Raw genomic sequence first — 24,256 nt, 5'->3', positions numbered from 1 at the left:
GACTTAAAGGGAAAGAAACATGTTTGATTTAGACGATATTGTAGAGACGGACGACGAAGTTCAGGATCTTGAAGAAGTTGTAATGGGCTTAATCATCAACTCAGGACAGGCGCGCAGCCTGGCCTACGCCGCACTGAAGCAGGCAAAGGCAGGAGATTTTGAGCAGGCGAAAGAGCTGATGGGCAAATCCCGCCTGGCGTTGAATGAAGCGCATCTGGTGCAGACCAAATTGATTGAAGGCGACCAGGGTGAAGGGAAAACAAAAGTCAGTCTGGTGCTGGTCCACGCACAGGATCATCTGATGACTTCCATGCTTGCACGTGAACTCGTGACCGAACTCATTGAGCTTCATGAAAAAATAAAATAACGTAGGGAGTCATAATGCAGACACCGGTACTGAGCATGGAAATCAAGACAGCACGCGAAAATCAACTCTTCGATGGTCAAAATTTCCACGTTTTTATCTACAACAAAGTAGAGAGCATCTCCGGGCTGCATGAACATGACTACTACGAATTTACCGTAGTGCTGACCGGGCGATATTACCAGGATATTAACGGCAAGCGGGTGCTGTTAGAGCGCGGAGATTTTGTTTTTATCCCGCTGGGATCTAACCACCAGAGCTATTATGAATTTGGTGCCACCAGAATATTAAATGTGGGTATCAGCAAAGCGTTTTTTGAACAGCACTACTTACCGTTATTACCACCGCGCTTTGTGGCATCACAGGTTTACCAGGTTAAGAATGAATTCCTGACTTATATTGAATCGGTGATTGCCTCGCTAAACTTCAGAAACGGGGAGTTTAATGAGTTTTTAGAAGTGGTGACCTTTTATATCGTTAATCGGTTACGCCACCATCGGGAATCTGAAGTGATTACGGATATTCCTGTGTGGCTGAAGATTACCGTCGAGAAAATGCATGACAAAGCTCGCTTTGGCGATAAAGCGCTGGCCAATATGGTTGAGTTATCCGGGAAGTCGCAGGAGTATCTGACTCGCGCAACCCAGCGTCATTATGGCAAAACGCCGATGCAGATTATTAATGAAATCCGCATTGATTTTGCTAAAAAGCAGCTGGAGATAACCAATTACTCGGTGACTGATATTGCTTTTGAATCAGGTTACAGCAGCCCGAGCATGTTTATTAAAAACTTTAAGAAGCTAACGTCATTCACGCCAAAGCATTACCGCAAGCAATTGTGCAGTATCAATAACTAGTCTGTAGGTGAATTCATTCAGATTAAATTTAATCATCGTTTATTCATCTATAACGCGGTCTTTAATTTATAGTGCAATGAGATTGTACGGGAGTTCCTATGAGCAAAAAACTGAAAGTGGTCACTATTGGTGGCGGAAGCAGCTATACCCCAGAATTACTTGAAGGTTTTATTAAGCGTTACGACGAATTACCCATCACGGAACTGTGGCTGGTGGATGTTGAAGCCGGAAAAGAGAAGCAGGATATTATTTTCGACCTCTGTCTGCGTATGGTGGAACATGCGGGTGTCCCGATTGCTATCTACAAAACCCTGAATCGCCGCGAAGCTTTGGTTGACGCTGATTTTGTCACCACCCAGCTGCGAGTAGGGCAGTTAAAAGCGCGTGAGCTGGACGAGCGTATTCCGCTAAGCCAGGGTTATCTTGGCCAGGAGACCAACGGCGCGGGCGGCTTGTTCAAAGGCCTGCGCACCATTCCGGTGATTTTCGACATCATTAAAGACGTGGAAGAAATCTGCCCGAACGCCTGGGTTATTAACTTCACCAACCCGGCCGGTATGGTGACGGAAGCCGTCTTCCGCCACACCAACTTCAAGAAGTTTATCGGCGTGTGCAACATCCCGGTGGGCATGAAGATGTTCATTCAGGACGTGCTGAAGGTGAAGCCGGAGGACGAGCTGAACATCGATCTGTTCGGCCTGAACCACCTGGTGTTTATCCGTGATGTGCTGGTTAACGGCGAATCACGTTTTGCCGAACTGCTGGACGGCGTGGCGTCCGGTACGCTGAAGCCAAGCGGTGTGAAAAACATCTTTGACCTGCCGTTCAGCGAAGGGCTGATTCGTTCGCTGAACCTGCTGCCTTGCTCTTATCTGCTTTACTACTTCAAGCCAAAAGAGATGCTGGCGATCGAAATGGGCGAGTTCTACAAAGGCGGCGCTCGTGCAACGGTGGTACAGCAGGTCGAGAAGCAGCTGTTCGAGCTGTATAAAGATCCAAATCTGGACGTGAAGCCTAAAGAGCTGGAGCTGCGTGGCGGTGCGTACTATTCCGACGCGGCGTGCGAAGTCATCAGCGCGATTTACAACGACAAGCAGACCGAGCACTACGTTAACTTCCCGCACAAGGGCCATATTGACAATATCCCGGCAGACTGGGCTATCGAAATGACCTGCACTATCGGTCGCGACGGCGCAACGCCTTCGCCGCGCATCAAACATTTTGATGAGAAAGTGCTGGGCCTGGTGTACACCATCAAAGGCTTTGAAATCGCGGCAAGCGAAGCGGCGTTAAGCGGTCAATTCAATGATGTGCTGCTGGCGCTGAATCTCAGTCCGCTGATCCATTCCGATAAAGACGCGGAAAGGTTGGCTCGGGACATGCTGCTGGCGCACGAAGCACTGCTGCCTAACTTCGCAGGCACCATTGCGGGTCTGAAATAACCTCACGGTGGATGACGCTTACGCTTATCCACCCTACACGGGTGCAGCAGGGCGGGACATAGCGTCATCCGACAAAAGGAAAGCCTGTATGGAAAAGTTATTGATCGTCAATGCCGATGATTTTGGCCTCTGCAAGGCGCAGAACTACGGCATTATCGAGGCGTTCAGCCATGGCGTGGTGACGTCCACCACCGCAATGGTTAATGCGGCGGGCATCGTGCACGCCGCGGAGCTGAGCAAGGCGCATCCCGATCTGGCCGTGGGCATGCACTTTGTGCTGACGCTGGGCCGTCCGCTTTCCGCCATGCCGGGGCTGACCCGTGAAAACGGCGAGCTGGGCAAATGGATCTGGGAGATGGGCGAAGCGGGCACGCTGCCGCTGGATGAAATAGAGCACGAGCTGGAATGTCAGTTTGCGCGCTTTATCGATCTTTTTGGCCGGCTGCCAACGCATCTCGACAGCCACCACCACGTCCACATGATCCCGCAAATTTTCCCGATAGTGGAAGCGTTCGCGAAAGAGAAGGGGATTGCGATCCGCATCGACCGCGACGATCTGCGCAAAGGTGAAATGCAGCTACAGGGGGCGAAAAGCAGCCAGGGCTTCGACAGCGGTTTTTATGGCGACGCCATTAGCGAGGCGCTGTTCCTCGAGACGCTTGAGCGCAGCAGCGCGCGCAACGAGCACTCCCTGGAGATCATGTGCCACCCTTCGTTTATCGACAACACGATCCTTGCCAGTAAATATTGCTATCCGCGCCTTGCGGAGATGGACGTGCTCACTTCCGGATCGTTGAGAAAGGCGATTGCCGAACGCGGCTACCGGCTGGGGTCGTTTAAAGATTTATAACAAAAAAGGCAATGCCGGGTGCATTGCCTTTCTTTATATGCAGGCTGGATAACGCCGGATGACGCTGCGCTTATCCGGCCTACGTAAAGCAAGGATTTGTAGGGGGGATAAGCGTAAGCGCCATCCACCTTTTTGGTAGCCGTGCCGGATGGCGCAAAGCATATCCGGTTTACGTAAAGCAAGGATTTGTAGGGGGGATAAGCGTCAGCGTCATCCACCTTTTTTGGTAGCTATGCCGGATGGCGCAAAGCATATCCGGTTTACGTAAAGCAAGGATTTGTAGGGGGGATAAGCGTAAGCGTCATCCACCAATGCTGTTTAAATCGATTTCCGCGCCAGCAGCAGAATGTTGTCCACCAGCTCCGGTGCCTGCTCGTACAGATCGAGGTTCTCCGGCTGCATCAGCCAGTTTTTCACGATACCGCTAAAATAACCGTGAACAATTGTTGTCAGTAATTCGATATTGGTATTAACCGGAACCTGCCCTTTTGAAATACAATTTTGCAACAGCTTTCTGAATCTTTCCCGGTTAAACCACAGCCGCTCGCGAATTTCTTTTTCACTATACATCTCGCCGTTAAATTCGCACGTATGGTATAGAATTTGTAATAACTGATGCTGGCGTGGATCGCGGGCAATGATACGCAGCGTTTCGATCATCAATTCGCGTAATAAACTCAGGCCATCATCTTTAAGATGTGTATTTAGTTTTCTTCTTATTTCCTGTGTTACATTTTCCTGGAGATTCCAGATTTCATTAAACAGGGAAATCTTGCTGTCGAAGTGCCAGTAGATGGCACCGCGCGTCATGCCCGCTGCGTCAGCAATGTCCGCAAGGGTCGTGCTTGATACGCCTTGTTCGGCAAACAGCGTAATGGCGACATCAATCAGGTGCTGACGCGTTTTTAACGCCTCAGCTTTGGTTTTTCTTGCCATGATAAATTAACTCCCTCAGGGAATTGGTTACAGGAATTAACAAATAATTATATATTTCACTGATTTTAAATATGACCGGTGAATAATTCTCAGATTGTGAAACTTAACTATTAAGAAGTCCAGCATCAGTGCAAACTTTATACATTCAGGCATGAATAATTAATCCTGAAACCCTCTGTTAAGCTGACGCTCCCTATATCTATTGCAGCAGACGTCCGTTAACAGGGAAAAAATCTCATGGCGAAGTTTTTTATCGAGCGCCCCATATTTGCCTGGGTGCTGGCAATCATTTTGATGCTGGCCGGCGTGCTTTCTATTCTTAATTTGCCGGTTGCACAGTATCCAACGATTGCGCCACCGGCGGTAGCCATTAATGCCACTTATCCTGGTGCGGATGCCAGCACGGTTCAGGATACGGTGACGCAGGTCATTGAGCAGAATATGAATGGCCTCGATAACCTGATGTACATGTCCTCTACCAGCGATGCGTCCGGCAGCGTGACCGTCACGCTCACCTTCCAGTCCGGTACCGATCCGGATATCGCCCAGGTGCAGGTACAGAACAAACTTCAGCTCGCCATGCCGCTGCTGCCGCAGGAAGTACAGCAGCAGGGGATTAGCGTCAAAAAATCCTCCAGCAGCTTCCTGATGGTCGCCGGCTTTATCTCCGACGACGGCAGCATGAGCCAGGACGATATTGCGGATTACATCTCCTCTAACATTAAAGATCCCATCAGCCGTACCGCTGGCGTAGGGGACGTGCAGCTATTTGGCGCCCAGTACGCCATGCGTATCTGGCTCGACCCTAACCAGCTCGACAAGTACCAGCTGACGACCCTCGACGTCATTAATCAGATCAAAACCCAGAACGCTCAGGTTGCCGCCGGGCAATTAGGCGGAACGCCGGCTATTCCCGGCCAGCAGCTGAACGCCTCTATCATTGCTCAGACCCGGCTACGCGACCCGGTAGAGTTTGGCCATATCCTGCTCAAAGTGCAGCCGGACGGCGCTAAAGTAGAGCTGCGCGATGTGAGCCGCATCGAGCTGGGTGGGGAAAACTACAACATTGTTGCCCGCTACAATGGCAAACCCGCAGCCGGTCTGGGGATTAAATTAGCCACCGGGGCGAACGCTCTGGATACGGCGAAAGCAGTTCAGGAACAGATGAACAAGCTGGAACCTTATTTCCCGCACGGGCTGAAAGTGGTTTACACCTACGACACAACGCCGTTCGTTAAGATCTCTATTCGTGAAGTCTTTAAAACGCTGATTGAAGCCATCGTGCTGGTGTTTCTCGTCATGTATCTGTTTTTGCAGAACTTCCGTGCGACGCTGATCCCAACGATTGCCGTGCCCGTCGTGCTGCTGGGGACGTTCTCGATCCTGGCGGCCTTCGGCTACTCCATTAACACCCTGACGATGTTCGGCATGGTGCTGGCGATAGGCCTGCTGGTGGATGACGCCATCGTGGTGGTGGAAAACGTCGAGCGCGTCATGGCGGAGGAAGGGCTGCCGCCGAAAGAAGCTACCCAGAAATCCATGACGCAGATCCAGGGCGCGCTGGTCGGCATTGCGATGGTGCTCTCCGCGGTGTTCATTCCGATGGCCTTCTTTGGAGGGTCAACCGGGGTTATCTATCGTCAGTTCTCTATCACCATCGTTTCTGCAATGGCGCTGTCCGTTCTGGTTGCGCTGATCCTCACACCCGCTTTGTGCGCCACGCTTCTCAAACCTGTACCCAAAGGCAGCCACGGCACGACAAGCGGGCTGTTCGGCTGGTTTAACGCCCGTTTTGAACAAAGCACGCATCACTACACCGATAGCGTGCGCGGCATTCTGCAACGTACCGGTCGCTATATGGTGGTGTACCTGCTGATTGTCGCTGGTATGGCGATGTTGTTCCTGCATCTCCCAACCTCATTCCTGCCCGAAGAGGATCAGGGTGTGTTCCTGACCATGGTGACGCTGCCTGCCGGGGCGACTCAGGCACGCACCGAAAAAATCATGGACCAGATAACGCATTACTATCTGACCAAAGAGGCCGCCAACGTTGAATCGGTATTCACCGTTAACGGCTTCAGCTTTAGCGGCAAGGGCCAGAACAACGGTCTGGCGTTTGTGCGTCTGAAAGACTGGTCAGAGCGTAAGGGCAAAGAAAACGAAGTCACGGCCATTGTCGGACGTGCCACCCGCGCGTTCAGTCAGATCCAAGATGGCCTGGTCTTTGCCTTTAACCTGCCGGCAATCACCGAGCTGGGTACCGCAACCGGCTTTGACTTCGAGTTAATCGACCAGGCCAGCCTTGGCCACAATACCCTTACCCAGGCGCGAAATCAGCTGCTGGGCATGGTCGCCAAACGCCCGGACGTGCTGGTCCGCGTACGTCCAAACGGGCTGGAAGATACGCCGCAGTTCAAACTCGACGTTGACCAGGAGAAAGCCCAGGCGCTGGGCGTCAGTATTTCAGATATTAACCAGACCATCGCTACCGGTCTTGGCAGCACCTATGTGAATGATTTTATCGACCATGGGCGCGTGAAAAAGGTTTACCTGCAGGGCCGGGCGTCCAGCCGCATGCTGCCACAGGATATCAATAGCTGGTACGTGCGGGGCAGCAGCGGGCAGATGGTGCCGTTCTCTTCTTTCGCTACCGCTCGCTGGATCTACGGTTCGCCTCGTCTGGAACGCTACAACGGCCTGCCGTCGATGGAGATCCTCGGAGAATCCACGCCGGGTAAAAGTACCGGGGAGGCGATGCTGCTGATGGAAAACATGGCGGCAAAACTGCCGGTGGGGATCGGCTTTGACTGGACGGGGATGTCGTATCAGGAAAGGCTCTCCGGCAACCAGGCCCCTGCGCTGTACGCCATCTCGCTGCTGGTGGTGTTCCTGTGCCTGGCGGCGCTCTATGAAAGCTGGTCGATACCTTTCTCTGTCATGCTGGTCGTGCCGCTTGGCGTGGTGGGCGCGCTGCTGGCGGCGAGCCTGCGCGGGCTCAATAACGACGTTTATTTCCAGGTGGGGCTGTTGACCACCATCGGCCTGTCGGCGAAGAACGCCATTCTTATCGTCGAATTCGCCAAAGATCTCATTGATAAAGAAGGCAAAGGACTGCTCGACGCCACGCTCGAAGCGGTGCGTATGCGCCTGCGTCCGATCCTCATGACCTCACTGGCCTTCATCCTCGGCGTCCTTCCGCTGGTTATCAGCAGCGGGGCGGGGAGTGGTGCGCAAAACGCGGTGGGGACCGGGGTAATGGGCGGCATGGTGTCCGCCACGCTGCTGGCCATCTTCTTTGTCCCGGTCTTCTTTGTCGTGATAAGCCGCCGCTTTGGCAAAGTGAAATAGCTGAGATCCGTTGCCGGTGGGCCGAGGCCCGCCGGTCGTCACTTTTGTTTGAGAATCATGTTCAGCGTTGCCCCTGTGGGCATTTGTACGCTTGTATTATTAAGGAACCGTAATGAAGAAATATGGCGAGTTCATCATCCTGCCTTCCGTGCTGTTGATCACTGCAGGACTCCTCACGGGCTGTAATGACAACGGCGATGCAAAGGCGAAAATGCCGGCAGCACAGGTGAATGTCTTTACCGCTAAGGCTGCGCCGTTATCCGTGACGACTGAACTTCCGGGGCGTACCGATGCGTACCGCGTAGCGGAAGTTCGTCCACAGGTCAGCGGTATTATCCTCAAGCGCAATTTTGTTGAAGGTAGCGATATTGTCGCGGGTCAGTCTCTGTATCAGATCGACCCAGCGACCTATCAGGCGGCCTGGAACAGCGCGCAGGGCTCGCTTGCCAAAGCGCAGGCTGCGGCGAAGATCGCCCACCTGACGGTTAAACGTTACGTTCCGCTGCTGGGCACAAAATACATCAGCCAGCAGGAATACGATGAGGCCGTTGCTACGGCGGAGCAGGCGGATGCAGAAGTCAAAGCTGCAAAAGCCGACGTGGATAACGCCCGCATCAATCTGGCCTACACCAAAGTCACGTCGCCTATTGACGGACGCATCGGTAAATCCAGCGTCACCGAAGGGGCGCTGGTCACCAACGGCCAGGCCACGGCGATGGCGACCGTCCAGCAGCTCGACCCGATCTACGTCGACGTTACCCAGTCCAGCAACGACTTTATGCAGCTTAAGCAGTCTATCGAGCAGGGCAGCCTGAAAAAAGGCGACGGTAAAACGTCCGTCCAGCTGGTGATGGAAGACGGCCAGCCCTATCCGCTCAGCGGCCAGCTTGAGTTCTCCGACGTTACCGTCGACCAGACCACCGGCTCCATCACCCTGCGTGCGGTCTTCCCGAACCCGCAGCTCCAGCTGCTGCCGGGCATGTACGTTCGCGCAAAAATTGATGAAGGCGTGCAGCCGTCAGCCATTCTGGTTCCGCAGCAGGGCGTAACCCGCAACCCGCGCGGCGACGCCACGGTGATGGTGGTCGATAAAAACCACACCGCCCAGATGCGTGAAATTGTGGCTCCTCAGGCCATCGGCGATAAATGGCTGGTGACCAAAGGCGTGCAGCCGGGCGACCAGATTATTGTCAGCGGGCTGCAAAGAGTGCGTCCGGGAGCTCCTGTTCAGGTAGTGCCGGACAGCGCTGCCGCTCAGACCCGCTAAGGTAAGTTTTGTAATGGCTAAGTTTTTTATTGAACGACCTATCTTTGCGTGGGTGCTGGCGATCATCCTGATGATCGCCGGGGCGCTGGCGATCTTTAAGCTGCCCGTTGCCCAGTACCCGACGATTGCGCCGCCCGCCGTAGCGATAACCGCAACCTATCCGGGGGCCGATGCGCAGACTGTGCAGGATACCGTGACCCAGGTTATCGAGCAGAACATGAACGGCATCGATAACCTGATGTACATGTCCTCCACCAGCGACTCGGCCGGCGGCGTGACCATTACCCTGACGTTTAACTCCGGCACCAGCCCGGATATCGCCCAGGTCCAGGTGCAGAACAAGCTCCAGCTGGCGATGCCGCTGCTGCCGCAGGAAGTACAGCAGCAGGGGATCAGCGTGGAAAAATCCTCCAGCAGCTTCCTGCTGGTGGCCGGTTTCATCTCTGATAACGCCAAACTGACCCAGGACGATATTTCCGACTACGTTGCCTCCAACGTGAAGGATGCGATCAGCCGGACCAACGGGGTGGGGGACGTTCAGCTCTTCGGCGCGCAGTACGCGATGCGCGTCTGGCTGAATGCCGATGCGCTGAACAAATACCAGCTCAATCCGGGCGACGTGGTCAGCCAGCTCCAGGTGCAGAACGACCAGGTTGCCGCCGGGCAGCTCGGCGGTACGCCTGCGGTGAAAGATCAGCAGCTGAACGCCTCAATCATCGCCCAGACGCGCCTGAAAGATCCGGTTGAGTTCGGCAGGGTAACGCTGAAGGTGAATCCCGACGGTTCGGTCGTGCATTTAAGCGATGTGGCGCGTATCGAACTGGGCGGAGAAAACTACAACGTGGTGGCGAAAATCAACGGCCAGCCCGCGGCAGGCCTGGGGATCAAGCTTGCGACCGGCGCGAACGCGCTGGACACCGCAGCGGCCATTAAAGCCAAACTGGCCTCGTTGCAGCCTTATTTCCCGCAGGGCATGAAGGTTGTCTACCCGTACGACACCACGCCGTTCGTGAAGATTTCGATTCATGAAGTGGTGAAAACGCTGTTTGAAGCGATAATCCTGGTGTTCCTGGTGATGTATCTCTTCCTGCAAAACTTCCGCGCGACGCTGATCCCGACCATCGCCGTGCCGGTGGTGCTGCTGGGGACGTTTGCCGTGCTGTCGGCGTTTGGCTTCTCGATAAACACCCTGACGATGTTCGGCATGGTGCTGGCGATAGGCCTGCTGGTGGATGACGCCATCGTGGTGGTGGAAAACGTCGAGCGCGTGATGGTGGAAGATCATCTCTCGCCGAAAGAGGCCACCAAAAAATCGATGGAGCAGATTCAGGGGGCGCTGGTGGGCATCGCGATGGTGCTCTCTGCAGTGTTCATCCCAATGGCCTTCTTCGGCGGCTCGACCGGGGCAATTTACCGTCAGTTCTCCATTACTATCGTATCGGCAATGGCATTGTCCGTGCTGGTCGCGCTGATCCTCACCCCGGCGCTGTGCGCCACGTTGCTCAAACCTGTCGATCCCGAAGCGCACCATAAAGGCGGCTTCTTTGGCTGGTTTAACCGCAAGTTTGACCAGAGCGCGCACCACTACACCGACAGCGTCAGCAACATCCTGCGCAATACCGGACGCTATCTGCTGCTCTACCTGCTGATTGTGATAGGCATGGCCGTGCTCTTCCTGCGCCTGCCAACCTCCTTCCTGCCGGAAGAGGACCAGGGCGTCTTTATGACCATGGTGCAGCTGCCGGCGGGGGCGACTCAGGAAAGAACCCAGAAGGTGCTCGACCAGATAACCCATTACTACCTGAACACCGAGAAGGCTAACGTTGAGTCGGTGTTTACGGTGAACGGCTTCAGCTACAGCGGCCAGGGGCAAAACTCCGGCCTGGCGTTTATCAGCCTGAAACCGTGGGAGGAGCGTCCGGGTAAAGAAAACGGCGTGGGGGCCATCGTTGAGCGAGCGACGCGTGCCTTTAGCCAGATTCGTGACGGGCTGGTCTTCCCGTTCAATCTGCCGGCGATTATCGAACTGGGTACGGCAACAGGCTTCGACTTTGAGCTGATAGACCAGGCAAACCTGGGACATCAGGCGCTGACTCAGGCACGTAACAAACTGCTTGGGATGGTGGCACAGCACCCGGACCTGCTGGTGCGCGTGCGTCCAAACGGTCTTGAAGATACGCCGCAGTACAAACTGGAGATTGACCAGGAGAAAGCGCAGTCCCTCGGCGTGAATCTCGCGGATATCAACCAGACGATTGCCACGGCGCTCGGCGGCTCCTACGTTAACGACTTCATCGATCATGGCCGCGTGAAGAAGGTTTATGTCCAGGCCGATGCGCGTTACCGCATGCTGCCGAAGGATATCAACAATCTCTATGTGCGAGGAACTTCCGGTCAGATGGTGCCGTTCTCCGCGTTTTCGACATCCCACTGGATGTATGGCTCACCTCGCCTTGAGCGCTATAACGGCCTGCCGTCGATGGAGCTGTTAGGCGAAGCGGCAGCGGGCAAAAGTACCGGTGAGGCGATGGACCTGATGGAGAAACTGGCGGCGAAACTGCCTTCCGGTATCGGCTACGACTGGACGGGGATGTCCTACCAGGAAAGGCTGTCCGGTAATCAGGCGCCCGCACTTTACGCCATCTCGCTTATCGTCGTCTTCCTGTGTCTGGCGGCGCTGTATGAAAGCTGGTCGATTCCGTTCTCGGTCATGCTGGTCGTGCCGCTTGGCGTGGTCGGGGCTCTGCTTGCTGCGGCAATGCGCGGTATGAACAACGACGTCTACTTCCAGGTGGGACTGCTGACCACCATCGGCCTGTCGGCGAAGAACGCGATACTGATTGTGGAGTTCGCCAAGGATCTGATGGAGAAAGAGGGCAAAGGCCTGCTGGATGCGACGCTTGAAGCGGTGCGTATGCGTCTGCGCCCAATCCTGATGACCTCGCTGGCCTTTATCCTCGGCGTGCTGCCGCTGGTGATGAGTAGCGGGGCAGGGAGCGGTGCGCAGAATGCCGTGGGGACGGGGGTGATGGGCGGGATGCTCTCGGCAACCCTGCTGGCCATCTTCTTTGTGCCGGTGTTCTTCGTGGTGATAAGAGAGCGGTTCAGCAAGCCGAAAGAGTAATGAAGTGCTGAAGTGCAGAAAGCCCGGACTCAGGTTCGGGTTTCAGACTGATGACAAACCTAAAGCGAATGCGTTTCGCAAAGATCTCACCGAATAAATAACAAGGAAAATCAATTCATTGATTTTCGGCTGCTTACTACAAAGAAGGAAAAACCACGCTTTTTCCTTCTTTGTCAGCAACCTAAAGCCCGAACCCAGGTTCGGGCTTTTTTATGCGCTCGGAATAGCGGGTGACTGTAGGTGGATAAACGAAGTGTATGACCGGGTGTTTTAAAGACGAAAAAAAGCCTCCCTTAAACTGCAATAATACGTCTCTGTTCCCCTGTTAACGATCAATGTCACAAGCCAGGTATTCGACGGAAGGTGATGATTTTTCCTTGCACCACAAGGTGATAAATTCACCTCTGGCTGAAACAGACGGATAGCAAAATGCACTTCGATATTACTGATTTGAAGCTGTTCCTTGCCATCAGCGAGCAGCAGAGTTTGACCCAGGGGGCGCAAAAAGCCTTTATGTCGGCTGCCTCGGCGAGCGTACGGTTAAAAAACCTGGAGGAGCGCATTAAACTGCGACTGTTCTACCGCAGCAGCCAGGGAGTGAGGCTGACGCCTGCGGGTGAGACATTCTGTTACCATGTTCGGCTGATTCTTAACCAACATGAGCGGCTGCACAGCGATATGCAGGAGCATGTGAAAGGCATAAAAGGTCATGTGCGCATTTTTGCCAGTATTACGGCTATTGCTGAATATCTGCCACCTCTGCTTAGCCAGTATCTGACGCAGTACAATGATGTGGATATCGATCTGCGGGAGTACCCCAGTCCTGAGATTGTCCGTTCAGTGATTGACGGGACAACGGATCTGGGGATTGTGGCCGGTAACATCATGAATGACAGCCTGGAGCTATTGCCGTTTCGCACTGATAAATTGGTTCTTATCACCGCGAACGATCATCCTCTGGTGGCGTTGAAAAATGTCAGCTTTGCAGAGTTAACCCACTACGAACATATCACGCTGCCGGAGGGAACCGGCATGTATGAGTTCATCAAAAAGCAGGCTGAGGCGATTAACCGAAAACTGAAAATTCGCATTCAGGTGGGGAATTTTGAAACTTTTTGCCGCATGGTGGCTGCCAAAGTAGGGATTGGGGTTATGCCTTTTTCGGCTGCTTCGCGCCTGCAACAACTTCACGACTTCACGATTATAGATCTGGAGGATATTTGGGCATTTCGTCAGTTACACCTTTGCGCCCGTCGCTTTGACCAGTTGCCAGGTTTTGCCCAACAGCTGGTCTCATTATTGGCGCCGCAGCCCTCATAAATCCGATTTACATCCCGCTATAGTTTGGTCCGCCCCCCCCCTCTGGTGCCACCCAGCGAATATTCTGGCGGGGATCTTTAATGTCGCAAGTTTTACAATGCAGACAATTTTGCGCATTGATCTGTAAGCGTGGCGTTTGCCCTGCGGTATCTTGCAAATATTCATACACCCCTGCGGGACAATAACGCCCCTCCGGCCCGGCGTAGAGCGCATAATTTACCGTCAACGCAATGCCCCGGTCCTTAAGTTTTAAATGTACCGGCTGCGCCTCCTCATGCCAGGTGTTGCTGAGGTAGACCGAGGAGGGAATGTCGAAAGTCAGTATGCCATCAGGTCGGGCGTACTGCTTTTTCTGGCATTGACTGGCGGGTTGCAGCGTGGCGTGATCGGGCTGGTGGTGCTTTAGTTGCCAGGGAATGGTGCGGATACCCAGCCGGGGTAGCAGCCAGTGCTCAATACCCGTCATCAGCAAACCAGTAAGACGGCCTTTTTTGAACCAGGGTTTGAAGTTACTGGCGCGGGTCAACTCCTGCCACAGCCAACTCTGTTGCAGCTGGTGCTGATACTCAATCAGCACGTCATGACGCCGACCCGCACTAAGGGCAGAGAAAATGGCCTCTGCAGCGATCATCCCGCTTTTCATCGCGGTGTGGCTACCCTTAATGCGGCTGGCGTTGAGCGTCCCGCTATTGCAACCAATCAGCAGACCACCGGCAAAACAGGGAGTGGGCATGGAAGGTACGCCCCCATTATTGATGGTTCGTGCTCCGTAGCCGAGGCGTTTTCCCCCGACGAGATGCTGGCAGATAGCCGGGTGTGTTTTGAGGCGTTGCATCTCCTCAAAAGGGCTTAACCAGGGATTAGGATAGTCAAGGCCGATCACCATCCCGACGGCGACTTTATTATTATCGAGATGGTAAAGGAACCCTCCACCAAAGGTTTCGGCGTCCATTGGCCATCCCGTGGTGTGCACGACCAGACCGGGTCGGGACAAGCGTTGCGGGACTTCCCAAAGCTCTTTGATACCGAGGCTGAAACTGGGGGGCGCTTTGTCTGCATCCAGCTGAAACTGTTCAATTAATTCTTTTCCTAGCTGTCCTCTGGCCCCTTCCGCAAACACGGTATAGCTGGCGAGTATCTCAATGCCTGACTGGAACTCCATTTTGGGATGGCCTTCGCGGTCACGGCCTGCATCTCCGGTAGCAACACCGATAACCACGCCCTCGTTGTTGTACAACACTTCGCTGGCCGGGAAGCCAGCAAAGACATCGACGCCGAGTTTTTCCGCATAATCCGACAGCCATTTAATCAGATTGCCAAGGTTAATAATGAAATTCCCCTGATTGTGAAGATTGCCCGGTACGAGCCAGTCAGGGACTCGCCAGGCTTTGTGCTTTGACAAAAGTAGAACGTCCTCGCAGGTGACGGCCTGTTTCAGCGGAGCCCCTTGTTGCCGCCAGTCTGGAATCAGCTCATTGAGTGCACGAGGATCCATCACGGCACCACTTAAGATATGAGCGCCAGCTTCCGATCCCTTATCTATAACAATCACAGAGAGCGGTTGACCTGCGGCATCGGCCAGTGTTTTTAGCCTGATAGCGCTCGCCAGACCTGCCGGACCCGCCCCTACTATCAGCACATCACATTCCATGGTTTCGCGTGCTAACGGACTTGTGGAAGAAAAATCAGTCATTATTGACTCCTGTAGTCAGCAACAGAAACGGCAATCAAAGCTGAGTGTCTGAAATCAGCGCAGCTTTTTTATTACGCAGGACGGTCATCTCTTCGATCTTGCCGTCGCCATCCAGCCAACCGTGCTTCTTCAAATCCGGTAGCATCCAGGCGGCAACAAAGGAGAGGAAAGTCATGACCGCGACATAAATATAGAAATGGCTCTCAACACCGACAGATCGTGTATATAACGCGATATATTCTGCGGTGCCTCCACAAAGGGCGTTGCCGATAGCATAGGGAAGTGAAACGCCCAACACCCGGACGTTGGCCGGATACAGATCCGCTTTCATGACCCCTGTTACAGGGGTATAGAAGCTGGCAATCAATAACCCGGCAATGACCAGAGCCATAGCGGTCCAGATGTCATTCGCCCCCTGCAGTGTCTGCATTAGTGGGATAACAAAGAAGGTGGCGAGCAACCCGAACAACATCATGCTGTTTCTTGAGCCAATACGATCGGCAAGCGCGCCAAATACCGGTTGCAGAAACATAAACAGCACCAGCGCAGCCGTCATGATGAAACCAGCTTTCTCTGGGGGCAGGCCTACGGAGAGGACAAGAAACTTCTGCATATAGCTGGTGAAGGTATAGAAGTAGAGCGAGCAGCCCATGGTGATGAATAAAGTGACAATGATGGCCTTTTTATATTTCATCAGCTCCCTGATCGTACCAGCCTGCGCATTTTTGTCTTTCTTGTTGGCGATAGTCTCTACCATATGACGGCGCAGCCAGACCACGATGATTGCGCTCACCGCGCCAATCAGGAACGGAACGCGCCAGCCCCAGGCCCGCATCTCTTCGGCGCTGAGCACAAACTGCAGCACCGAGACCGTGAGCAGCGCCAGCAATTGCCCGGCAATGATGGTCATGTACTGAAAAGAACCAAAGAAACAGCGCGTCCCTTTACGGGATATTTCACTAATATATGTCGCACCAGTGCCGTACTCCGCACCAACCGATAACCCCTGCATTAAACGTGCAACCAACAGCAATAAGGGAGCGATGACGCCAATCGATTCGTAGGTCGGCAGGAAAGCAATCAGCAACGATCCGCCACACATCAGGAAAATTGAGATGATCATGGCGATTTTTCTGCCTTTATTATCGGCAATATAACCAAAAATCCAGCCGCCGATCGGGCGCATAAAAAAGCCAACCGCAAAGATGCCTGCGGTGGCCATTAATTGCGTGGTCTGATTACCGTCTGGGAAAAAGAGCGCAGCAAAATAGATCGACGTATAGGCATAAATAAAAAAGTCATACCACTCAACAAGGTTACCTGCACAGGCACTCAGTATGGATTTGACTCTTAGTTTATTACTTATGTCATGCGTGCGGCCCTCGGCGATGTCATTCGTTGTATTCATAAGGTGTACTCCACGATAAAGAGAATATGAGGTAGATGTTTTTATAATTAAGTGTCAGATGATGTTATTGGTACGCATTTCATTAATAAGTTGCTGGCTGTAATTTAGCTCTTTGAGGATTTTGCTCGTGTGTTCACCCAGCGCAGGTACCGCCATCATTTGTGTATCCCTGATATCCCTGATACCCGGCGGTAACAGGGCTGGGACTGTCCCGGCGGGGGTAGTGATATCAACCCAGCGTTTGCGGGCGCTCAGCTGCGGATGGGTCCATAAGTCGCTGATATCACTCATTCTGGCGTTGGCTATCTGGCTTGCCTCCAGCCGGTTAATCAGCTCTGCGGCGCTAAAATCCCGGAACACAGAAACGATAATCTCCCGCAGCAGCACGCGGTTTTGCACTCGTGAAGAGTTCTGCGCAAAGCGGTCATCCTTTGCCAGCTCCGGGCGTTCAATTACCGTCTGGCAGAAGCGCTGCCACTCACGATCGTTCTGAATGCCCATCAGAATGGATTCGTCACCCTGAGCCGGAAAGGGACCGTAAGGGTAAATAGTGGCATGTGCCGCGCCGGTACGAACAGGGGCGACTGCCCCATCAAAGGTGTAATAGAGGGGGTATCCCATCCATTCCGCCATGCTTTCGAGCATCGAGATATCGATTCTACGGCCTTTACCGCTCAGGCTACGTTGGAGGAGGGCCGCCAGGATATTGGTCAACGCGTACATTCCCGCGGAGATATCGGCAATCGAATTGCCCGCTTTCGAGGGTGCTTCCGGTGTGCCGGTGACAGATAAAAATCCTGACTCTCCCTGAATCAGCAGATCGTAAGCCCGCTTGTCGCGATAAGGGCCAGGTTGCTGGGGGTCATCCCCGTAGCCGGAAATATCGCAGACAATCAATCCGGGGTGTGCTGCCGACAGGGTGCCCCAGTCAAGCCCCATACGGGCTGCCGCACCGGGTGCCAGGTTCTGCACAAACACATCTGCTTTGGCGATCAGCTGTTTGAGGATCGCTTGCCCCGCGGGGGTTTTGAGATCCACCGCGATGCTCTCTTTTGAACGGTTGGTCCACACAAAATGCGACGAAATACCGTTTACTCGTTCATCGTAACCACGGGCAAAATCACCGCTGCCCGTGCGTTCTATTTTGATGACGCGAGCGCCGTAATCTGCAAGTTGCCTGGTGCAATATGGGGCGGCGATCGCATGTTCAATGGAGACCACGGTGATCCCCGTCAAGGGTAACTGTTTCATATAAGACCTCCGGCTTCAGCCAGAAAAAGAGAAGTCGGATCGTTAAAACGAACGCGGCAGATCCAGCACGTGCTCGGCGATATAGCTGAGGATAAGATTCGTCGAGACAGGCGCGACCTGGTAAAGCCGGGTCTCACGGAACTTTCGCTCGATATCATATTCGTTAGCAAAGCCGTATCCGCCGTGGAACTGCAGGCAGGCGTTGGCAGCTTCCCAGCTAGCTTTAGCGGCGAGATATTTGGCCATATTGGCCTGTGCGCCACAGGGGAGATGCCTGTCGAAGAGTTCGCAGGCTTTGAAACGCATCAGATTCGCCGCTTCCACTTCAATAAAAGCTTCGGCAATCGGGAACTGCACCCCCTGGTTCTGCCCAATAGGGCGGCCAAACACTTCGCGCTCGCTGACATACTTAGTGACGCGGTCCAGGAACCAGTAGCCGTCACCAATACACTCTGCGGCAATCAGCGTGCGTTCGGCATTTAGCCCATCCAGGATGTAACGAAATCCCATCCCCTCTTCACCGATTAGGTTTTGCTCCGGGATTTCGAGGTTTTCAAAGAACAGCTCATTGGTTTCGTGATTGACCATGTTGGCGATGGGGCGAACCGTCATGCCGCTTTGCATGGCTTCTTTGATATCAACCATAAAAATTGACATACCTTCAGATTTGCGGCGTACCTCGGACAGAGGGGTCGTGCGCGCCAGCAGGATCATCCAGTCCGAATGTTGTACCCGAGAAATCCAGACCTTTTGGCCGTTGATGACATAGCGACCGTCTCTTTTAATGGCCGTAGTTTTGATTTTGGTGGTGTCGGTGCCGGTGGTAGGCTCTGTGACCCCCATCGACTGGAGCCGCCATTCCCCGCTGGCAATACGAGGTAACCAGAACGCTTTCTGTTGCTCTGAGCCGTGGCGTAACAGGGTGTTCATGTTATACATCTGGCCGTGACAGGAACCTGAATTGCCGCCAGAGCGGTTGATCTCCTCCATGATGACCGATGCTTCCGTCAGTCCCAGGCCTGCACCGCCATACTCTTCGGGGATCAGGGCCGCAAGCCATCCCGCCTGCGTCAGCGCATCCACAAAGGCCTCCGGATAACCTTTCTTCTCATCCACCTGGCGATGGTACTCATCACTGAACCCGGCACACAGCGCACGTACAGCCTCACGAATGTCCTGATAATTGTCCTGTTCAATGCTTTTCATTAAATTGCCCTCAGTTGAGTAATGCCGTTGCTTTCATGGACAGCAAATTCTGCGGGCCACAGGCCCACAGGGTGACTTCATTACCATCGATACGGCCGCAGAGTGTGATTGGGTTGGGGCTGAACAGCGGCGCCAGAGCCTTAAATTGCAGGCTATGGATCCTGATGTCCGGGACGGTTTTCCGCAGCAGATTCACCAACAATGTAGCCGTGAGTGGCCCGTGAACGACCAGCCCCGGATACCCTTCGGCGTGCCTGGCGTAATCAAGATCGTAATGGATACGGTGGGTATTAAATGTCAGGGCGGAGTAACGGAACAGCAGTCTGGGATCGGGGACAATCTGTTGTGAGAATTGCGCCTGTGGCAGTTCCATATTGCTGGTGTTACGCCTTTCCGCGGCGAAGGAGGAAGCTCGCTCCCGGTAGACAATAGAATGAACTTCGGTTAACACCTTCCTCTCACCTGCGGTGTAGTGGTGCTCTACATCGACAAAAACCAGTTTTCCGCTGCGGCCATTTTTTTCGCTGACCTGCTTCACGCGGGAGGTTTTGTCGATCGCTTCACCCAACCTGAAAGGGGAGTGCCAGAGCAAATGGCTGGCAGCCCACATCCTTCTTGGTAAAGATACTGGCGGCAGGAAATGCCCTTTTTCAGGATGCCCGTCGGCTGCCAGTGCTGACTGACGATCCGCTGGCAAAAAATAGAGCCAGTGCCACAGTTCGGGGAGCGCATCTCCCTCTTTAAGTGGCTTTATTGCGGTGTCGAACATAGCGGCAAGGCGGTTAGCTGGCCCCGTTGCCAGACAATCGGCATCGTGCAGTGGCGCCGGCTGCCATAAGGTTGCGGTTGACATAAATGTCCTTGTCATCAGTGGCTGGAGGGCAATTTTTCAATCAGTTCAGGAACGGCGGTAAAGAGGTCGGCAACCAGCCCGTAGTCCACGGCGGCGAAAATAGGCGCATCAGGATCTTTATTGATAGCCACCACTACCGCGGACTCTTTCATCCCGGCGATATGCTGAATCGCCCCGGAAATCCCCAGCGCAATATAAAGCTGGGGAGCGACAATTTTGCCGGTCTGGCCAATCTGATAATCATTCGGGGCGTAGCCTGCATCTACGGCGGCTCTGCTGGCCCCCACGGCAGCACCGAGCGTATCGGCGAGCCTTTCCACGACCTCCGCGAAAGCGCTGGCGCTGCCCAGGGCTCTCCCGCCGGAGACAATAATTTTCGCAGCCTGCAGATCCGGACGAGTGTTTTGTGTGACCTGCTGGCTGATGAACTCAGTCTGTTGAGTCCCGGAAATGGCGTCGATCGACTCAACACGGGCGTTGCCCCCATCGGTAGCAGGTTCGAAGGCTGTAGGGCGGACTGTAATCACCTTGATCGTGTCATTGCTACGGAGCGTTGCCACGGCGTTACCGGCGTAGATTGGGCGCTCGAAAGTATGCGGATCGATAACGGCGGTGATATCACTGATTTGGAAGACATCCAGTTTCGCCGCTAAACGGGGGGCGCAGTTTTTGCCATAGGTGCTGGCCGGAAAGAGAATGGCCTGATAGACGTTTCCCTGCTGGTGCAAAAAAGTGCCGATCTGCAGCTCAACGTTCTCTGCGAGCACATGCTTAAAAACAGGGCTGTCGACCATAAACACCACCCTAACCCCATCGATTTGGCTGGCCTGATGGGCGAGCGCCGCGATGTCATCTCCCATCAGCAGCAGGTGAATGTCGTCATCGATGTATTTAGCGGCCGTAATGGTGCTGCGAGTTGATGGCAACAGCGTGCTGCCATTGTGTTCAGCAATAATTAAAGAGGGCATGGCATTCTCCTTAGACAACTTTTGCTTCGTTTTTTAGCTTATGGATAAGGGCATCAACATCGGTGACAACAATACCGGGGGCTCTCTGGGGTGGTTCGCTGACTTTCAGCAGGGTGAGTCTGGAGGTGGGATCTATACCGAGCTGCTGTAGCGTCATCTCGGTCAGAGGCTTCTTCTTCGCCTTCATGATATTGGGCAGACTAATGTTGCGCGGGGTATTCAATCGTAGATCGGTGGTGACCACCGCCGGCAGCTGCAGACACAGCGTTTCCATACCGCCATCCATCTCTCGAATCACCTGAAGAGCATCCTCACTGAGGATGAGGGTGCTGGCATTGGTGGCCTGAGGCCATGCCAGCAGGGCGGCGAGCATTTGTCCCGTCTGGTTACAGTCATCATCAATGGCTTGCTTACCCGCCAGAATCAATGCGGGCTGCTCGATTCTGGCGATAGCGGCCAGCGTTTTTGCCACCGTCAACGGGGCGAGCAGGCTGTCGGTTGACACATGAACCCCGCGATCGGCTCCGAGAGCCAGTGCCGTGCGCAGAGCATCTGTCACCCTTACACCTCCGATGGAGACGACAATAATTTCTTCAATCTGGCCTTGCTCTTTCAGGCGAACAGCTTCTTCAACGGCAATCTCGTCAAAGGGATTGATACTGAGCTTGCAGTCGGCGATATCCACGCCGGAGCGATCGGGCTTAATGCGAATTTTGACTTTATGGTCAACGACTTGCTTGATACAGACTAAAACTTTCATCTTGAATTCCCTCCATCAGGGGTTAGGGCATAAGGTGATGAGCCAGAATTTTTTTCGCCTTTTCCAGCACCGGCTTGTCTACCATTCGCCCGTTGTGGCTGAGCGCACCAAAGGCGGATTCGCTGAGGTTGACAATGTCCTGCGCCCAGCGGATCTCTTCGGCGGAGTAGCTGAAGATTTCATTCACCACGCCAATTTGCGAAGGATGGATACACAGCTTGCCGCCAAATCCCATATCGCTGGCATGGCGGGCGCTGGTGGCGGTTAACGTGTTATGGCGAAATTCGGTGGTGACACCATCTATCGGAGAGAGGATGTCAGCCACTCGGGAGGCCAGTACCAACTCGGTGCGGATAGCAACGAGCGTCTTTTCATCATCCGCCATACCGGTATCCAGGCTGAAATCGAGCGTACCGAATACCAGCCGCTGTACGCCGCTAAGCGCTGCTATCGCTCTGACATTCATTGCGCCTTTGGCCGTTTCAATGATGGGGAGCACAGGTTTTCCAGGCTGAGTCAGGGGAATGATTTTGCCTGGCTCTTCTGCTTTCGGGAGCAGCACCCCAAGACACCCGGTATGTCTGATAACGTTAAGGTCTTCGCTATACCACGGGGTATCTACAGCGTTTATCCGCACCCATGCCTGCCGCTGGCTTGCGAAAAAGGCAAGGGCATTCTGGCGGGCAAGCTGTTTATTGTCTGCGGTAACGGCATCTTCCAGATCGATAATGACCGCGTCGGCTCCGCTGTTGAGGGCTTTCTCAAACCGTTCAGGCCGGTCGCCGGGAACAAAAAGAAAGGAACGCTGCACGGCAGCCATGGTTATCTCCTGGTTAAACAATCCACATCGGATGCTTAACAGGAATAGGGGAATTACCGGGTTTACAGAATTAGTTTTTGCCTAATACCCATTTAGTCAGAGCTAAATATGTGCTGCAGATCTGTTATGGCGAGCTGAATATTATCGGGGGAGACAGGCCGGTGGTTTGAAGGTAATAGACTGAAAAATATTAGTTTTCAATTATTTTGTGTTAGGAAGGAAAGACAATGAAATGTAATTTGTAAAATAATTTTTAATTCAATGTTTGCATTGTGTGTCGCAATTGTTGTTTTTGAGGTGCTATGAAGCAGAGAGATGCTGTGTTTGAACGCTTTTACCAATGATTTTAGCCACCATATGCGAAAAAAAAGCCCGCATTTGCATGCGAGCTCTTCTTTTAATGTGGCGGTGAGAGAGGGGCTGATTCGCTGCGCTCACCCTGCGGGCGTCATGGCCATATCTGTCCCTGACGTCCAACAGGCTAAAGCCTGTTGTCGAACCCTGTCGAGGATTCTCACCCTCTCTCGTATGGTGCTATAGGCGAAAAAAAAGCCCGCATTTGCATGCGAGCTCTTCTTTGAATGTGGCGGTGAGAGAGGGGTTCGAACCCTCGATACGTTGCCGTATACACACTTTCCAGGCGTGCTCCTTCAGCCACTCGGACACCTCACCGTATTGTTTTTGTTACCCACTTATGGGGGGCAACGGGGCGCTACTATAGGGAGTCAGCCCGCTTTGGTCAAGCGTAATTTGTTCTTTATAACGCGTTTGCTTAATGGATGAGCAAAGGGCGTGAAAAGTGCATTTTGCTCTCAGGCAAAAACGGACGGCTGGATTAAAAAAGTACCTTAAGTGGCTGTTTTTGGTTAAAGTAATCGTTTGCGTTTTATTGGGAAGCCGTGGTGATGAATACAAAGACAATCGTGATGACGCTGGCCGTTTGCTGTACGGCCGTTTCTTCATTTAGCTATGCGCAGCAGCGTGCCGCAGGCCCTGTGGTTATACAGGGGGCAATGCCCGTTGAGGCGGAACGATTCGCCCAGCGGCTCGATAACCCGCAGGCGGTTGAAATCGGGGGCTGGCGCTTCTGGCGTGGCACGGTTGACGGTTATCCGGTGATCGTCTCAGAGACGCTGAAGGGCATGTCTAACTCATCGGCGGCCACGGCTATTGCTGCTACTCAGTTTCATCCGGTGGCGATAATCAATCAGGGAACCGCTGGCGGTCATGACCCGGCCCTGAAGGTCTACGACATCGTGCTGGGGAAATACTCGGTCAACCTGGGGGCCTTTAAATCACCGAAAAAGGCGGCGGGCGAGGGAAGCGACTCATTGCAGTGGAAGCCGATGGATTTGCTGGCCTCGAAAGGCAGCGCGGGAGAAGATAAAACTCCGCACACCATCCGTAAATTCCCGGCAGACGCGCAGCTCCTGGCCGTGGCGGAAAGCGTAAAGGCCGGCTACAAAAGGGGCTCCGTAGTGGAGGGCGTTATCGGCTCAGCCGATATGTGGAACAGCGAACTGGACCGTATCAGCCATTTCCATCACAGCTACCAGACCTCCGTTGAAGAGATGGAAACCGCTTCTGCGGCACAAATTGCCGCGGCGTTCGACATTCCGTTTATCGGTATTCGTATTCTGTCCAACAACATCACCAACCAGGGAAAATACGATCCGCAGACGGGCCTTGCCTGTCAGGATTATGTTTACCAGGTGGTAAAAGCTTACATCGCCAAAATTCAGACCCACTGATGACGCTGTACTAAAAATCAAAAAAGCCGATGATCCCA

18 protein-coding genes and 1 tRNA gene are annotated in these 24,256 nt (G+C 53.6%); 9 read left to right on the top strand and 10 right to left on the bottom strand.

Translation table 11 applies throughout. From position 1 onward, the window contains the following. Nucleotides 1–19 precede the first annotated feature (19 nt). The 4 genes from chbA (at nucleotide 20) to chbG (ending at nucleotide 3,513) form a co-directional block, all read left to right on the top strand. Complete coding sequence (gene chbA / locus HYQ67_RS06415; RefSeq protein WP_202302511.1) at nucleotides 20–367, top strand: PTS N,N'-diacetylchitobiose transporter subunit IIA; 348 nt, start codon at nucleotides 20–22, stop codon at nucleotides 365–367. Nucleotides 368–381: 14 nt separating this feature from the next. Beyond that, a complete protein-coding gene (chbR, locus tag HYQ67_RS06410) occupies nucleotides 382–1,221 on the top strand; it encodes a transcriptional regulator ChbR (protein ID WP_202302509.1) in 840 nt (279 codons plus the stop codon). 98 nt (nucleotides 1,222–1,319) lie between these two features. After that, entirely contained in the window at nucleotides 1,320–2,663 is a 1,344-nt protein-coding gene (locus HYQ67_RS06405) for a 6-phospho-beta-glucosidase (protein ID WP_202302507.1), read from the top strand. A gap of 88 nt (nucleotides 2,664–2,751) precedes the next feature. Next, the gene (gene chbG / locus HYQ67_RS06400) at nucleotides 2,752–3,513 is read left to right on the top strand and encodes a chitin disaccharide deacetylase (RefSeq protein ID WP_202302505.1); all 762 of its coding nucleotides are present in this window, start codon (nucleotides 2,752–2,754) and stop codon (nucleotides 3,511–3,513) included. A 318-nt stretch (nucleotides 3,514–3,831) separates the two neighbouring features. Here chbG and envR read toward each other — a convergent pair whose 3' ends face one another. Further along, nucleotides 3,832–4,449 (bottom strand): acrEF/envCD operon transcriptional regulator, encoded by a 618-nt coding sequence (gene envR / locus HYQ67_RS06395; RefSeq protein ID WP_202302503.1) that lies wholly within the window; start codon nucleotides 4,447–4,449, stop codon nucleotides 3,832–3,834. Nucleotides 4,450–4,686: 237 nt separating this feature from the next. Between envR and HYQ67_RS06390 the strand changes: the two genes are divergently transcribed. From HYQ67_RS06390 to HYQ67_RS06375, 4 genes are all read left to right on the top strand, one after another. Further along, nucleotides 4,687–7,797: an efflux RND transporter permease subunit gene (locus HYQ67_RS06390; protein WP_202302500.1), complete on the top strand. Its 3,111-nt coding sequence runs from the start codon at nucleotides 4,687–4,689 to the stop codon at nucleotides 7,795–7,797. 112 nt (nucleotides 7,798–7,909) lie between these two features. Next, complete coding sequence (locus HYQ67_RS06385; protein WP_202302498.1) at nucleotides 7,910–9,064, top strand: efflux RND transporter periplasmic adaptor subunit; 1,155 nt, start codon at nucleotides 7,910–7,912, stop codon at nucleotides 9,062–9,064. Between the two features lie 13 nt (nucleotides 9,065–9,077). Beyond that, complete coding sequence (locus tag HYQ67_RS06380; protein WP_202302496.1) at nucleotides 9,078–12,188, top strand: efflux RND transporter permease subunit; 3,111 nt, start codon at nucleotides 9,078–9,080, stop codon at nucleotides 12,186–12,188. A gap of 429 nt (nucleotides 12,189–12,617) precedes the next feature. Further along, a complete protein-coding gene (locus HYQ67_RS06375) occupies nucleotides 12,618–13,508 on the top strand; it encodes a LysR family transcriptional regulator (RefSeq protein ID WP_202302494.1) in 891 nt (296 codons plus the stop codon). A 7-nt stretch (nucleotides 13,509–13,515) separates the two neighbouring features. Here the strand turns inward: HYQ67_RS06375 and HYQ67_RS06370 are convergent, their stop codons facing one another. From HYQ67_RS06370 to HYQ67_RS06330, 9 genes are all read right to left on the bottom strand, one after another. Next, complete coding sequence (locus tag HYQ67_RS06370; RefSeq protein ID WP_237391129.1) at nucleotides 13,516–15,201, bottom strand: electron transfer flavoprotein-ubiquinone oxidoreductase; 1,686 nt, start codon at nucleotides 15,199–15,201, stop codon at nucleotides 13,516–13,518. Nucleotides 15,202–15,235: 34 nt separating this feature from the next. Next, nucleotides 15,236–16,609: an MFS transporter gene (locus HYQ67_RS06365; RefSeq protein ID WP_202302492.1), complete on the bottom strand. Its 1,374-nt coding sequence runs from the start codon at nucleotides 16,607–16,609 to the stop codon at nucleotides 15,236–15,238. 54 nt (nucleotides 16,610–16,663) lie between these two features. Next, a complete protein-coding gene (locus tag HYQ67_RS06360) occupies nucleotides 16,664–17,860 on the bottom strand; it encodes a CaiB/BaiF CoA transferase family protein (RefSeq protein WP_202302490.1) in 1,197 nt (398 codons plus the stop codon). Between the two features lie 42 nt (nucleotides 17,861–17,902). Then, nucleotides 17,903–19,066, bottom strand: a complete 1,164-nt coding sequence (locus HYQ67_RS06355) for an acyl-CoA dehydrogenase family protein (protein WP_202302488.1) — start codon at nucleotides 19,064–19,066, stop codon at nucleotides 17,903–17,905. Between the two features lie 10 nt (nucleotides 19,067–19,076). Continuing rightward, nucleotides 19,077–19,919 carry an HTD2 family dehydratase gene (locus tag HYQ67_RS06350; protein ID WP_202302486.1) on the bottom strand — a complete coding sequence of 281 codons (843 nt, stop codon included), beginning with the start codon at nucleotides 19,917–19,919 and terminating at the stop codon, nucleotides 19,077–19,079. Nucleotides 19,920–19,933: 14 nt separating this feature from the next. Next, the gene (locus HYQ67_RS06345; protein WP_202302485.1) at nucleotides 19,934–20,887 is read right to left on the bottom strand and encodes an electron transfer flavoprotein subunit alpha/FixB family protein; all 954 of its coding nucleotides are present in this window, start codon (nucleotides 20,885–20,887) and stop codon (nucleotides 19,934–19,936) included. A gap of 10 nt (nucleotides 20,888–20,897) precedes the next feature. After that, on the bottom strand, nucleotides 20,898–21,647 hold the full coding sequence (locus HYQ67_RS06340) for an electron transfer flavoprotein subunit beta/FixA family protein (protein WP_202302483.1): 750 nt from the start codon (nucleotides 21,645–21,647) through the stop codon (nucleotides 20,898–20,900). A 22-nt stretch (nucleotides 21,648–21,669) separates the two neighbouring features. Continuing rightward, nucleotides 21,670–22,467, bottom strand: coding sequence for an HpcH/HpaI aldolase/citrate lyase family protein (locus HYQ67_RS06335; protein ID WP_202302481.1), 798 nt, complete (start codon nucleotides 22,465–22,467; stop codon nucleotides 21,670–21,672). Nucleotides 22,468–23,051: 584 nt separating this feature from the next. Next, a tRNA-Ser gene (locus tag HYQ67_RS06330) sits at nucleotides 23,052–23,139 on the bottom strand. A gap of 233 nt (nucleotides 23,140–23,372) precedes the next feature. On the opposite strand from HYQ67_RS06330, the gene HYQ67_RS06325 reads away from it, so the two are divergent. After that, nucleotides 23,373–24,218 (top strand): 5'-methylthioadenosine/S-adenosylhomocysteine nucleosidase, encoded by an 846-nt coding sequence (locus HYQ67_RS06325; protein ID WP_202302479.1) that lies wholly within the window; start codon nucleotides 23,373–23,375, stop codon nucleotides 24,216–24,218. Nucleotides 24,219–24,256: the final 38 nt, after the last annotated feature.

Source organism: Dryocola clanedunensis subsp. sulfonylureivorans (assembly GCF_016756775.1).
Classification (GTDB): domain Bacteria; phylum Pseudomonadota; class Gammaproteobacteria; order Enterobacterales; family Enterobacteriaceae; genus Dryocola; species Dryocola clanedunensis.
Note: the sequence above shows the minus strand (reverse complement) of the source record. Positions and strands in the feature narration are given on the sequence as shown.

What these genes read in the sequence shown, in the direction of transcription:
- chbA (WP_202302511.1), top strand. Translation starts at nt 20, where the DNA reads ATGTTTGATTTAGACGATATTGTAGAGACGGACGACGAAGTTCAGGAT.
- chbR (WP_202302509.1), top strand. Translation starts at nt 382, where the DNA reads ATGCAGACACCGGTACTGAGCATGGAAATCAAGACAGCACGCGAAAAT.
- HYQ67_RS06405 (WP_202302507.1), top strand. Translation starts at nt 1,320, where the DNA reads ATGAGCAAAAAACTGAAAGTGGTCACTATTGGTGGCGGAAGCAGCTAT.
- chbG (WP_202302505.1), top strand. Translation starts at nt 2,752, where the DNA reads ATGGAAAAGTTATTGATCGTCAATGCCGATGATTTTGGCCTCTGCAAG.
- envR (WP_202302503.1), bottom strand. Translation starts at nt 4,449, where the DNA reads ATGGCAAGAAAAACCAAAGCTGAGGCGTTAAAAACGCGTCAGCACCTG.
- HYQ67_RS06390 (WP_202302500.1), top strand. Translation starts at nt 4,687, where the DNA reads ATGGCGAAGTTTTTTATCGAGCGCCCCATATTTGCCTGGGTGCTGGCA.
- HYQ67_RS06385 (WP_202302498.1), top strand. Translation starts at nt 7,910, where the DNA reads ATGAAGAAATATGGCGAGTTCATCATCCTGCCTTCCGTGCTGTTGATC.
- HYQ67_RS06380 (WP_202302496.1), top strand. Translation starts at nt 9,078, where the DNA reads ATGGCTAAGTTTTTTATTGAACGACCTATCTTTGCGTGGGTGCTGGCG.
- HYQ67_RS06375 (WP_202302494.1), top strand. Translation starts at nt 12,618, where the DNA reads ATGCACTTCGATATTACTGATTTGAAGCTGTTCCTTGCCATCAGCGAG.
- HYQ67_RS06370 (WP_237391129.1), bottom strand. Translation starts at nt 15,201, where the DNA reads ATGACTGATTTTTCTTCCACAAGTCCGTTAGCACGCGAAACCATGGAA.
- HYQ67_RS06365 (WP_202302492.1), bottom strand. Translation starts at nt 16,609, where the DNA reads ATGAATACAACGAATGACATCGCCGAGGGCCGCACGCATGACATAAGT.
- HYQ67_RS06360 (WP_202302490.1), bottom strand. Translation starts at nt 17,860, where the DNA reads ATGAAACAGTTACCCTTGACGGGGATCACCGTGGTCTCCATTGAACAT.
- HYQ67_RS06355 (WP_202302488.1), bottom strand. Translation starts at nt 19,066, where the DNA reads ATGAAAAGCATTGAACAGGACAATTATCAGGACATTCGTGAGGCTGTA.
- HYQ67_RS06350 (WP_202302486.1), bottom strand. Translation starts at nt 19,919, where the DNA reads ATGTCAACCGCAACCTTATGGCAGCCGGCGCCACTGCACGATGCCGAT.
- HYQ67_RS06345 (WP_202302485.1), bottom strand. Translation starts at nt 20,887, where the DNA reads ATGCCCTCTTTAATTATTGCTGAACACAATGGCAGCACGCTGTTGCCA.
- HYQ67_RS06340 (WP_202302483.1), bottom strand. Translation starts at nt 21,647, where the DNA reads ATGAAAGTTTTAGTCTGTATCAAGCAAGTCGTTGACCATAAAGTCAAA.
- HYQ67_RS06335 (WP_202302481.1), bottom strand. Translation starts at nt 22,467, where the DNA reads ATGGCTGCCGTGCAGCGTTCCTTTCTTTTTGTTCCCGGCGACCGGCCT.
- HYQ67_RS06325 (WP_202302479.1), top strand. Translation starts at nt 23,373, where the DNA reads ATGAATACAAAGACAATCGTGATGACGCTGGCCGTTTGCTGTACGGCC.